The sequence below is a fragment of the Pseudomonas sp. PS01303 genome (assembly GCF_029959385.1).
GTDB classification, from domain to species: Bacteria; Pseudomonadota; Gammaproteobacteria; order Pseudomonadales; family Pseudomonadaceae; genus Aquipseudomonas; species Aquipseudomonas rustica.
Genome location: NZ_JASCPK010000003.1, coordinates 142,991 through 155,361, shown reverse-complemented (window position 1 = coordinate 155,361; position 12,371 = coordinate 142,991). Strand labels below are relative to the sequence as shown.

The 12,371-nt window shown below is 50.4% G+C and carries 11 protein-coding genes; 9 read left to right on the top strand and 2 right to left on the bottom strand.

The window, feature by feature from the left end; genetic code table 11:
- The first annotated feature begins 189 nt into the window (after nt 1–189).
- The 4 genes from QMX93_RS02755 to QMX93_RS02740 all read left to right on the top strand — a co-directional run bounded on the left by QMX93_RS02755 (nt 190) and on the right by QMX93_RS02740 (nt 6,653).
- Nucleotides 190–3,156 (top strand): TrlF family AAA-like ATPase, encoded by a 2,967-nt coding sequence (locus tag QMX93_RS02755; RefSeq protein WP_098949289.1) that lies wholly within the window; start codon nt 190–192, stop codon nt 3,154–3,156.
- Nucleotides 3,157–3,273: 117 nt separating this feature from the next.
- Nucleotides 3,274–4,245, top strand: coding sequence for a hypothetical protein (locus QMX93_RS02750; RefSeq protein WP_256588633.1), 972 nt, complete (start codon nt 3,274–3,276; stop codon nt 4,243–4,245).
- 244 nt (nt 4,246–4,489) lie between these two features.
- The gene (locus QMX93_RS02745) at nt 4,490–5,887 is read left to right on the top strand and encodes an AAA family ATPase (protein WP_282352415.1); all 1,398 of its coding nucleotides are present in this window, start codon (nt 4,490–4,492) and stop codon (nt 5,885–5,887) included.
- Nucleotides 5,888–5,900: 13 nt separating this feature from the next.
- Complete coding sequence (locus QMX93_RS02740) at nt 5,901–6,653, top strand: hypothetical protein (RefSeq protein ID WP_098949291.1); 753 nt, start codon at nt 5,901–5,903, stop codon at nt 6,651–6,653.
- 128 nt (nt 6,654–6,781) lie between these two features.
- Here the strand turns inward: QMX93_RS02740 and QMX93_RS02735 are convergent, their stop codons facing one another.
- Complete coding sequence (locus QMX93_RS02735) at nt 6,782–7,150, bottom strand: histone-like nucleoid-structuring protein, MvaT/MvaU family (RefSeq protein ID WP_098949292.1); 369 nt, start codon at nt 7,148–7,150, stop codon at nt 6,782–6,784.
- Between the two features lie 214 nt (nt 7,151–7,364).
- Between QMX93_RS02735 and istA the strand changes: the two genes are divergently transcribed.
- Nucleotides 7,365–8,864, top strand: coding sequence for an IS21 family transposase (gene istA, locus QMX93_RS02730; RefSeq protein ID WP_138183595.1), 1,500 nt, complete (start codon nt 7,365–7,367; stop codon nt 8,862–8,864).
- Entirely contained in the window at nt 8,857–9,660 is an 804-nt protein-coding gene (istB, locus tag QMX93_RS02725) for an IS21-like element ISPsy20 family helper ATPase IstB (RefSeq protein ID WP_029241171.1), read from the top strand. The genes istA and istB overlap by 8 nt, the downstream gene beginning before the upstream one ends.
- A 265-nt stretch (nt 9,661–9,925) precedes the next feature.
- Here istB and QMX93_RS02720 read toward each other — a convergent pair whose 3' ends face one another.
- Complete coding sequence (locus tag QMX93_RS02720) at nt 9,926–10,108, bottom strand: hypothetical protein (RefSeq protein ID WP_098949293.1); 183 nt, start codon at nt 10,106–10,108, stop codon at nt 9,926–9,928.
- A 362-nt stretch (nt 10,109–10,470) separates the two neighbouring features.
- Between QMX93_RS02720 and QMX93_RS02715 the strand changes: the two genes are divergently transcribed.
- The 3 genes from QMX93_RS02715 (at nt 10,471) to QMX93_RS02705 (ending at nt 12,150) form a co-directional block, all read left to right on the top strand.
- Entirely contained in the window at nt 10,471–10,740 is a 270-nt protein-coding gene (locus QMX93_RS02715) for a hypothetical protein (protein WP_178081007.1), read from the top strand.
- Nucleotides 10,741–11,010: 270 nt separating this feature from the next.
- Nucleotides 11,011–11,307 (top strand): hypothetical protein, encoded by a 297-nt coding sequence (locus QMX93_RS02710; RefSeq protein ID WP_138183474.1) that lies wholly within the window; start codon nt 11,011–11,013, stop codon nt 11,305–11,307.
- Between the two features lie 24 nt (nt 11,308–11,331).
- The gene (locus QMX93_RS02705) at nt 11,332–12,150 is read left to right on the top strand and encodes a hypothetical protein (protein WP_098949294.1); all 819 of its coding nucleotides are present in this window, start codon (nt 11,332–11,334) and stop codon (nt 12,148–12,150) included.
- The last annotated feature ends 221 nt before the right edge of the window (nt 12,151–12,371 follow it).

Sequence of the window (12,371 nt, the reverse complement as noted above, 5' to 3'; positions counted from 1 at the left end):
CCATCTACACCGCAGCTGGATCGTTGGCGATTTGTCCGCCACTAGGTAAGGGCACTCGCCCCATCGGGAGCAGATTGACACAGCTGACCGAATCCAAAATAGTGGCACGATGACAGCTCATGCTCGCGCTCCGCCTGCTCGGGCGTCGTGACCGCAATGTGTCTCCCATCTGCCTACTAGGATGTAAATATGCAGACTGAACCAACGCCTCTTTCCTCTGGATCTCGCTGGCTTCGATGGGATCCCCACGTACACGCACCAGGCACGTTGTTCAACGATCAGTTCAGAGGTGATTGGGACGGATATCTAAAAGCCCTAGAAGACGCCCTTCCCGCCATCAGCGCGATCGCGGTGACGGATTATTACCTGCTTGATACCTACAGACAGCTAGTTGAGCACAAGCAAGCGGGTAGGCTTGCAAGCTGCGAACTTCTCTTTCCTAATGTCGAAATTCGCTTCGATGTAGGAACTGCAAAATCCTGGATCAACGCCCACCTATTGGTGTGTCCCGATGAAGAAAATCACCTAGAAGAGCTTGAGCGCTTTCTTGCCTCGCTTACTTTCAAGGCTTTCGACGACGAGTTCAGGTGCACCCCAAGCGATTTGAGAAGGCTTGGAAGGCGAGCGAACCCTGACATCCAAGATGACCAAGCGGCCCTGCGCCATGGTGCTGAGCGCTTCAAGGTTTCGTTTCAGGAGCTGAAGGATAAGCATAAAAACAGCCAGTGGGCACAAACCAACCTCATCATCGCAGTCGCGGCAAAAGAGAATGACGGTACCTCCGCACTGAAAGAAGGTGCAGATGAAGTGTTGCGGCAGGAAATTGAGCGGTTCGCGCATGTCATTTTTGCCTCCAATCCGAACCAAAGGGATTTTTGGCTTGGTAGAAAAGCTTTATCCGCGGAGAGCTTGGTTGAGCGGTACAACGGCCTGAAGCCGTGCTTGCATGGCAGCGATGCCCATCAAACTGCCAAGACTGGGGCGCCTGATGGGAAGAGATTTAGCTGGCTCAAGGGAAGCCCTACCTTCGATACGCTTCGTCAGGCTTGTATCGACCCGGCAGGCAGGGCTTTCATTGGAGAGGAACCACCGCCTTACGGAAATGCTTCCGAGGTCATCTCCCAAGTCGATATAACCAATGCACCATGGCTCAAGACACCATCCCTGGCTCTGAACCCGGGCCTGATTGCCGTGGTAGGCGCAAGAGGCTCAGGAAAGACCGCTCTGGCTGACATCTTGGCGGCAGGCTGTGACGCAAGGGGCAACGCAATTACAGGGCACTCGTTCTTGGTGAGAGCCCAAGACCACCTACAAAATGCTGAAGTGAATATCACCTGGTGCAACGGTGACACGCAGGCCAGCCCGCTCAACCAGACGACTGACGATGAGTTCGTGTACCCAAGAGCTCGGTATCTGTCGCAGCAGTTCGTGGAAGAGCTTTGCTCAGCTGATGGTATGACGGACGGCCTCCTGGCAGAGGTCGAGCGGGTAATTTACGAGTCGCACTCCCCCACCGAGCGTGAGGGTGCCATCAGCTTCAATGACCTGAGAGACATCCGTTCTGAGCGATATCGAGAGGCTAGGCGGCGGGAGGAAGAATCACTCGGCAGTCTGTCAGAGAGAATCAACACCGAACTCGAAAAACGCAGCCTCGTGCCCCAGCTGACTACGCAGGTGCTGGAAAAAGATTCGCTGGTCAAACGGCTAACCGAAGACAGAAGTAAGCTTGTCGCGAAGGGCTCAGAGGTCAGGCTGTCCAGACTGCAGTTGCTGACCGCCGCCTCAGAAAAGGTTGCCGGCTATGTGAGGTATTACAAAGCCCAAGAGCAGCAGATTCTTCTGATGCAGGATGAGGTCAACAATGTTCGCCAAGTCGTGGCGCCCAGTGATCTTAGAGACATCCAAGCACGCCATACCAAAAGTGGTCTGGGGAATGATGAGTGGAGTGCTTTTTTCAGGGACTACGAAGGCGACGTCGGAGCCATCCTATCAAAGATGCTACTCAAGGCTCAAAAGAGCAGAGACGCATGGATAGGAACCCCACCGGCTCCGAACGAAGACGCTCAACAGCCGCTTATCGCTGAAGGCGCCAAGCTTGAAGAATGCAATCTCTCGTTGCTGCTGGCAGAAATTGATCGACTCCAGCAGTTGGTCAGCATCGACAAAGACACCGCAAAGCGATTCAAAGAGCTTTCAATAAAAATCACAACGGAAACTGAGCTATTGCGGGCAAGCAGGGAGAAGCTAAACGACCATGTGGGGGCCTCCCAGCGTCTCGAAGTTCTGGTAGGTGAACGTTGTGAGTCATACAAGCGGGTTTTCTCTGCCCTGATAGCTGAGGAGCAAGTCCTTCAGGAGCTCTACTCACCCATCAAACAGCGATTGGAAAGTGCCCAAGGGACTCTCAATAAACTTTCGTTTTCAATAGCCAGAACTGTCGACATTGAAGCTTGGGCAGCCGAGGGCGAGTCGTTGCTCAACCTATCGAAAAAGGGCCCTTTCAGAGGCCGGGGAAGCTTGCGCGAGAAAGTGCTCGAGTCTTTGAATACTCCTTGGCTCTATGGAGATGACGAGTGCGTGCTTCTCGCGCTGAGAGATTTTATTAAAAACTATCAGGAGCAGCTAGTTGAGCACGCGCCGGTAGCCACATCGGATATTGCGGAGTATCGACGGTGGACTAAACGCTTGGCTCAATGGCTCTACGGCACCGACCATATTTCTGTACGTTACGCCATAAATTACGACGGCGTCGAAATCCAGAAGCTCTCTCCTGGCACCAGAGGAATTGTGCTGTTGCTTCTTTACCTTTCGCTTGATGCGAAAGACAGCCGGCCACTGATCATTGATCAGCCAGAAGAAAACCTCGACCCCAAGTCAATTTACAATGATCTCGTCCCACTGTTCATGGCCGCCAAGTCGACTCGACAAGTCATTATGGTGACCCACAATGCCAACCTCGTCGTGAACACGGATGCCGACCAAATCATCATCGCCGAATGCGGCCCTCATGGTAACGGGCAGTTGCCTCCTATCACCTACTTATCGGGCGGACTGGAGGACAGGTTGATCCGTGAGCGGGTATGCGAGATTCTCGAAGGTGGTGAGACCGCGTTTAAGGAGCGTGCTCGTCGACTGCGAGTCCGGCTTTCACGGTAATTTCTAGGATCGCCGCTTGATATGGTGTTCTACCATCGAGCGGCGGATTGGAAGCGTTTTCAATGATGAGCGGCCCCTCTGGATCTCATAAACAGGAATTTTGGTAAGGACAAAGGGATGTCAATGCGAGATAACGCTGTAGCTTCCATCCGGCTTGGGGTGGAGGATTTCAGAGCTGCAGAACACGATGAAGCTCGAGCCCTTTCCTCCATTCGAAATCTGACCGCGGGACTACTGTTGCTTTTCAAGGTCAAGTTGCAGGCCATGAGCACACCTGACTCAAGCGAGGCATTGCTCAAGGAAAAGGTGACTCCCATCATGGGGCCAGATGGTCAGCCCATTTGGGTGGGCAGCGGGAAAAAGACGGCAGATGTACGGACGATAATTTCTCGACTCGATGGACTGGGAGTCGATGGAGTCGAGTGGAAGCTTCTTGAAGCTCTCACCAACACAAGAAATGATATTGAACACTATTACAGCACCCGTCCGACATCGGTGCTGCTAGAAACCGTTGCAAACTGCTTTCACTTGATACAGCAGTTCGTTCCCGTCCATTTAGGTATTAGTCCAGTAAGCCTGCTTGGAAAAGACATCTGGACGTTTCTAACTGAGCAGGAAGCTTTCTACGAGCGAGAGCGAAAAGCGTGTCTAGAGTCACTCAGTAGCGTCTCTTGGCACTCGAAAATTCTTGCAAGCGCCACAGAGCACCTGCATTGTCCTAAATGCAGGGCCAAGCTCATGAAAGCCTCAGGCGACGTCGACAAACATTCGATAACAACGTTTCACTGTACTCGATGCGAAGCCACATCGCAGTTTGATGATGTGGTCGATTCCATGCTCACAGGGAAATATTTCAAAGACCTATACATTGCGGCCACTCAAGGTGGGGACGGCCCGCTAGATGTCTGCGCACGCTGTGAACGTGATTCATATGTTATCGAGGAAAGCCAGTGCGCGATTTGCGGGGATGGCCCAAAGGCCTCCGAATGTAGGCAATGCGGGACAATACTTGATGACGATGCGGACATTGAGGAAATTCATTCGGATGCACTGTGCGACCATTGTCGCTACATACTAGAAATGGATTAAAGAAACCGCCTAAAGATCAGCTGGCACAACGAGGCCGCAGGCGAACTGTTCGGGTGATGCTCGCTGAAAGGTCTTACCTTTTTGATTGCCGTGCCTCGGTATCCAAGCAAGCGACTGGTTAAGATGAACCTTTGCAGTAGGTGAAATATGCGAGCTTACAGCATGGCAAAACGCTATCAAGGTCGCTATCATCCGTGCATCGCTGCTTTCTTGAATGCTTCATGAGTTAGAAAGGACTCTTACAATGCGGATCCGCGAAATACATACCTCCGTTGGATTTACAAATGGACTCGGCAAACATGATTTCAACACTAACAGAATTGACATTATTACAGGGGCAAATGGATCTGGAAAGACCGTACTTCTAAACTCAATACTGCAATTCTTCAGAGAAAAACCGAAATCCACATCCTTTACCCCCTCTGTTATTTACACCATTGACAACACTAATTATAGAGACCCTGAAGAGGCAAAGCCTCTTAAACTCGTTGCTCAAACATTCAGCCCATTCAGTAGATTCCCTTCTCCCAAATCAATTCAAAAGTCATTACTCGAAAGCTACACAACTGAACCGCTATCCAAAATAGATGAATATATCTGTGCAGGAATTCATCGTGGGACTAGGTCAATCGGCCCCAATCTTTCCAAATCAGTTTTAGAAAATTCGATATTCAGGCTGAGTGAGTCATCTGAGTATGCCGGAGCCTTGGCTCACGCATTATCAATCCTCAAATTCAGTAGCAAACTCAGCTTTAAATATTCATCAAAAAAGAATTTAGCAGACCTCTTTTCCGCACGAGATCGGAGAACTGCCGTTCGAAACATGATCACGGAAGCGATCAACGCTGTTCCCATTGGCACATTGGCTCGCTCGCCACTAGCGGTTGAAGCATCACTGTCAGACCATCTAGCTTTAGCCAGTCTAATTGAAAGTGCAATGGAGCAACTAGAGCGAACAACAGTCGACTACCGAAATTTCAAACTGAGCTTTGACTTTAACAATCGGCATCTGCTTGACTTTGCGACACTTCAGTCTCTAGCGTTTTTAAGAAAACTCGGATTCCTAAAAATTGTCAATTGCTTCATAGGATCCGAGCAACACCCGGGCTCGGACATTTCCTACTCAAGCTCTGGTCAGCAGCAGATACTTTGCTCACTGCTTAGTCTGGTTTCTTCGCTATCCGATGGCGCAGTGGTGTTAATTGACGAACCTGAATTAAGCCTTCATCCCACTTGGCAGCAACTCTATTTCGACATTCTTCTGGCTTCGATCGCCCCGTTCAAAGATTGCCACGTAATCGTAGCAACCCATTCACCACTAATTGTACAGCGTGCACAGAACGCTGGCGCAGGCGTGATACGAATGGGGACTACCACCCAAGAGGTCGATTTGAAAGATGAAAAAGCTTCCGTTGAGGATGCTTTGCTGGATATTTTTGAAACTCCAATCACTGATAGCGTAGAGATGGCTAGTAAAATATTTGATGCTGTAACTCAAGCAGAAGGCGGCACTAAAGCAGAGCGTAAGCAGGCCCTGGAGAAGCTCAAAAGGCTTAGGCATATTTATTCCAAGGGGTCTACGCGAGATGATAAAGTTCTTGCGATGATAAATGATGCTTACAGAATGCTTTCAGAAAATTGATTGGAGGTGCGCAATGATTAGAGCTAAGCCACCTATTTTTACCACCCCAAAATCTTTCACAGATATTGAGCACCAATTACTCAAGAATAAAGGAGCAGCTGACAAGCACTTTTGGGACACAAAAGTACCTGCCGACAAAGCTGTGATTACAAAGTTCAAGAATGAAATAAAAGACCACTACTGGAATGGTCAACTTAGGCGTTGCTGCTACTGCAGTTCGGAACTCCAAAACCATAAAGCAACTTATGATGCAGAACACATAATAGACAAGTCCGGCCACCCTCAATTCATGTTTGAATATGCAAACCTGGCAGTTGCATGCAAAGTTTGCAATCGAGGAAAATGGACTACTGAAATTACTGTAGACCAGGTGGCCACATCCACCCCACCTTCGCTATCACACGATTATACAATCGTGCACCCTCACTTGGATGAGTGGCATGATCATTTAGAGTTCGATCGATGGAACCGAATACACCCCAAAGCAAACAGCTCAAAAGGAACACACACTATTGATGTCTGCAAAATTCACAATTTAAATACTGCTCGCCTGGCCGATCGTTTCGCCACCGACCGTAAAGAAGCAGAGAACTACCTTCGCCAAATTTATGCAGAGAAAAGCATCAGTAAGAAGGAGGCCGCACTATCCTTGCTCCGCAAGCTTGCTGACCAATACAACTTGCCTCAAGCCAAGGCGGTTGTAGGGGCTGTCGAAGAGGAGGTCTTGAGAATTCGTGAGGAAAGTGAACAGCTAGTCCGAATTTGAGCTGCACCTGCTACGCAAATTGAGTCGCTAGATTCAAATGAGCAGCATAGGCGTGCGCGTAGCGAGCGAATAGTTGAATCACTAAAAAAGAAGGGCCCTGCTGGCCCTTCTCTTGCGCTCCCCGTACTTTACTTCGAGAGCCAACTCTCAACTTTGTCAGAGCCGTATTCAGCTTTCCATTCTTTTAGAACTTTATGGTTACCGCCTTTGGTTTCGACGACTTCACCGGAATGCGGATTTTTGTACACCTTAACGGATCGAGCTTTCCGGATGCCTTTGGTCTCAGCAGCGGCTGGAACACGGCGGCTAGCGGACTGAGGGTCGAGGATGGCGACGATATTGCGAAGGCTGTAACCGTACTCGCCTAACAGAGTGCGGAGCTTCTGCTCGAACTCGATCTCACGTTTTAGACCATCATCGTTTTTCAAGGATTCAAGCTCTGCCAGTTGGGCAGCAAGCTGTTGCTCAAGGGCGCGAAATTCAGCAAGGCGGGACATGTAACACCTCAGATAATTAGTGATGGCAGTATAGTCAGCAGCACCTTAGGTGAAAAGGTCGGGGGGCGTTATGAATCTGGCCCTTCATGAGGCTATTCGTGTTGCCGCTGACCGAAAACTGACCCAGTAGAGGCTGTTCTGCCGACTGAAAACTGACCCAGGTGTTCAACTGCTTCTGCTCACTTTTTGAGCAGGAGAACACAGGGTGATCAGCATGGAAATGTTGGGGAAAATCCGGCGGATGTACTTCCGCGACAAGCTCTCGCTGCATCAGATAGCCAAGCGTACCGGGCTTTCTAGAAACACCATCCGAAAATGGGTCAGAGCACCCGAAGCCACTCAGCCGGCGTACCAACGGTGCGCAACCTTCAACAAACTCAGCCCTTTCCACGAGACGCTGGAACAGGCGCTCAAGGCCGATTCGTTCCGGCCAAAACACAACCGCAGGAGCGCCAAAGCACTTTTTGAGCAGATCAAGGCCGAGGGTTATGACGGCGGTTACAGCCAGCTCACGGCGTTTGTCCGCTCTTGGCGAGGCGAGCAAGGCAAGTCTTTACGCGCTTTTGTACCGCTGACGTTTGCGCTCGGTGAGGCCTTTCAATTTGACTGGAGCGAAGAAGGTCTGCTGATCGGTGGTATTTTTCGACGTATCCAGGTCTCCCACATGAAGCTGTGCGCCAGCCGCGCATTCTGGTTGGTTGCGTACCCCAGCCAAGGCCACGAGATGCTGTTTGATGCCCATACCCGTTCGTTTGGAGCGTTGGGTGGTGTGCCGCGTCGCGGCATCTACGACAACATGAAAACGGCTGTCGACAAGGTTAACAAAGGCAAAGGCCGCACGGTCAACGCCCGGTTTTCCGTGATGTGCGCGCACTATCTGTTCGATCCGGACTTCTGCAACGTGGCCTCTGGCTGGGAGAAAGGTATCGTCGAAAAGAACGTGCAGGACAGCCGCAGACGAATCTGGCTCGATGCTCAAAATTGCATGTTCCATACCTTTGAGGAACTGAATGTCTGGCTCGGCCAACGTTGCCGGTCGCTCTGGAGCGAACTGGTGCATCCGCAGTACAACGGACTGACGGTGGCCGAGGTCTTGCAGCTGGAGCAGGTCGAAATGATGCCAATGCCGACGGCATTTGATGGCTACGTCGAGCGTACCGTGCGGGTCTCCAGCACCTGCCTGATCAGCGTGGCGCGAAATCGCTATTCAGTGCCATGTGAGCGAGTCGGTCAGTGGGTCAGCAGCCGTTTGTACCCTTCGCGGATCGTGGTCATTGCTGACGAAACGGTGATCGCCAGTCACGAGCGCCTCTTTGATCGAGATCAGGTCAGTTTTGACTGGCAGCACTACATCCCACTTATCGAACGCAAGCCTGGTGCATTGCGCAACGGCGCGCCATTTGCTGATCTGCCAAAACCGTTACGGCTTCTCAAACGAGGACTGAGGCGTCACACCAACGGTGATCGAATCATGATGCAGGTACTGGCTGCTGTGCCAATTGCGGGTCTCGAACCAGTGCTGGTGGCGGTGGAGCTGGTACTTGAATCGGGAAGTCTGAGCGCCGATCACATCCTCAATGTCGTTGCCCGCCTGACCTCCACCGCACCACCTCCCTGTATAGAAACCAGCCTGCAACTCAAGGTCGCGCCTGTTGCCAATACGGCACGCTACGACCGGCTCCGTGCGACCGATGAGGAGAATCGCAATGCGTGACCTAATGACTGAACTCAAAGAACTGCGCCTGCACGGCATGGCCAGTGCTTGGGAAGAACTGGTTTCTCAAGGAACAGCGTCGACGGCTTCATCGAAATGGCTGCTGGAACATCTGCTTCAGCAGGAACATGCGGATCGCGCGGTGCGCTCGGTGAATCATCAGATGAACATGGCAAAACTCCCCATGCACCGTGATTTAGCTGGCTTTGACTTCAGCGCTTCCAGCGCTGATGCCCGGCTGGTCAGCGATCTATCAAGCTTGGCGTTCACTGAAACCGCGCAGAATGTCGTGTTCATCGGCGGCCCTGGAACCGGGAAAACACACCTGGCCAGTGCCTTGGCTGTATCCGGAATCACGGCCCACAACAAACGCGTGCGCTTCTTTTCCACGGTGGATCTGGTCAATCTGCTGGAGCGTGAAAAGTACGATGGCAAGGCAGGCCGAATCGCCCAGGGACTGCTGCGCACAGACCTGGTGATACTGGATGAGCTGGGATATTTGCCCTTTAGCCAAAGCGGCGGTGCCCTGTTATTTCACCTGCTGTCCAAACTGTACGAACACACCAGCGTGGTCATCACCACCAACCTAAGCTTCTCGGAATGGTCGAGTGTGTTTGGCGACGCCAAGATGACCACCGCGTTGTTGGATCGGCTGACACACCACTGCCACATCGTCGAAACGGGCAACGAGTCCTACCGCCTACAACACAGCACCTTGGCCGCCCAGACAAAGATCAAGTCACGGGAACGAAAGCGCAAGGACGGAGATGATGTCGAGGACGATGAGCCATTTTGATCCGCACCATAAATGCCCTGCTGCATGCGGTGGGGCTTGATGCGTCTTGAATCGGAACACTGCTGCTAAGCTTATCCACAATTGCTGGGGCAAAAATCAGCAATCCGTCCTGGGTCAATTTTCAATCGGCAGGGTGGGTCAGTTTTTAATCAGCGCCAACACCCCAGGAGCTCAGGGATCAGATCATTGAGGCCCGAGAGTTATACAAAGACTTAGTTCAAAAATAACGGTAGCAAGCAGGCAACCTGCTTGAGGCTTTTGCCCTTTAGAAAGTTTCAAGCCTCGCCTCAATGCCGGCCTTTTTGGCCATCGCGATCATGATGTCGAGGCGGTCGGCATCCACGATAAATCCTACATACTCATCACCGCCGGTATTCAGGTGCAGGTAGCGTTTGCCAAACCTGGCCAGCCACTCATCAAACTCGGCAAGCACCTTTACAACAGTCATCCCCTCGCCTTACTCGTACGGATACCAACTCATGTAAGAACAGAGTGATAGCGGTTGGAGGCTTATGCCAAAGAGTGATGCGGGCGCGGCTCTTCGAGCACGGCTGTCGTAAACCAAGCCGCCTAGGCGTCTTGGCCCTGCGGGCGGACATCCTCGCGCCTGCGCGCTCCGCTTGCCCGATTCAGCACTACCTTGAGCCCCAATAATTCGAGGACAAGCTGTTGGTAGACTTCGATCTCGACCTTGCTCGGGTCACTGAAACTCACTACATCACCGGGAAAGCAGCGATTAATTTTCCTTGGTCGGGATCGACTACCTGAGGATGGCATTTCCTTGGCTACTGCGACAGGGACGCTGGGCAAGTGAAAGTCTCATTAGCGGGTATCCACTACCCCGATATTTCGTTTCTTTTTGGTGCTACTGGTGCGTTTGACGCCAGCGAGGATCCCGCCAGACGTGGGTGGCGTTTCGATTCCGCGATCTACATGGCAGAACATTTCCGCGCCGCTGAAGATATGCTTTACGCCAATCCACAATTGCTGCTGACAAATCGGCAATCTGCCCTAGGGCAGTTTTCAATCCGCGCGAACAGTAGGAGGCTCAGGCAAACCATTGGTGTCAACGTAAACTAAGTCCTAGAAGCTGTCGTCCTCGATCTATAGCCCATCTTGGGCTTCACGCTCCGCTTGCGAAACTCCAAGTCCCCAGCGAGGTTTGGTACTATCTGCCTAGCTACTGGATGTAGCCTTCTCGCCCTTGCTTAAGCTTGCGAATACCCTGCAAACTATACAGTCTTCGTGCCTCCGAAAAAGCCATCATTGCAATCGTGGGATATAGGTTTGCTCGATAAACCTCAACCTCTACATAAAACTTACCTCATCAACAAAAACGACCTACTATTTATGAAAAACTTTATTCCACTACTCACACTACTCATATTAGGCACAGCAACGTCAATTGTCAGCATCACTCAAGACCAGGACATGCAATTTCTATATTCAGCACTTGCAAGCTCACTTGGCCTGGCCATAATTTTCCACTTCAATGGCTGGCTTACCCTAGATGATCGACAACTCTTTAAACAGCCACTTTTCATTATCGCCACAACTTATCCAGCTTATCTATTTTTAATATTTGGCTTCTGGGCTTGGAAAGATCACACACTAGAATTATCCGCTGATGGTTACGCACAATTCTAGGCAATTAGCAAACTACCACTAATTATGCTGGCGACTTCAGTCCCCCTTGGCGCCATAGTCAACAATGTACACCGGACAATCCAAACCGAGAAACAAATCAGTCAGAGCGAATTAAAAAATCGAAATGACATTTACTATGGTCACGTAAAGTTTATCGTCGACCAATTTGACAAAATAAAAGGGCGCGAGATAAGTCATAAATTTCAATTTAAAATTGCAGACCACATAGCAAACAAAAAAGAAATCGAAGAAAAGATTTGCGACATACAATCCCAAATAACAATAATCAAGCCAATAGAACTTTATGGGAAAACATTTACTCAAGCGTCTTCCACTAGCGGCTCAACACTTCAAGTCTCCTCGCAATTTCTTGACACTATACAAAAAGAATGGACTGACATTGAAGGGATTTGTAAGAAAATAATAAAAAAACCCGAACCGAATTCAGATTATTCTCTTTATCAAAAAGAGCTCATGGAGTGGTACCGGGATTTAAACTTCACTCACGAACGACTTTGCCACTATTTATGCCTAGATGGTTTCCAGTCAGAGTATTCATTCATCATGGCAGACAAATATAGACACTGGCAACTTATTTCAACTTTCTCAAGCGGCAGTCATTTATACAACTCTTTGCGCTCACTAGCCACTGTAACGACTCTAATACTGGATAGAGTTCGCGACAGAACAATGGATGACTATTTCAAGCCAAACGAGCCAATTTTCAAAATTGGGGCACACTTCGCCAGCGACATGAGCAAAATTCTCACTCCAATCATAATTTCCGATTATCTGAAACCAGACCTACGTCGATCTCTAACTTCAACCTTACCTACCATATGATCAGAAGCGCTCAAGTGCAATGCAGATATTAATCTAACTATAGACACTCAGGACGAACGCACGGACAACGTGCAAACCTAATGGACAACCTGTAATTAACGTTATGATGGGATACGTCGAGCGCTCTTCGGCACCCCCCGCCTGCACCCCAAGTGACCGCCCCAGCCGCGCCGACTCTCGAATTTCCCATCGGCGCAATTGGGTTAGGCTGGAAAGGGTTT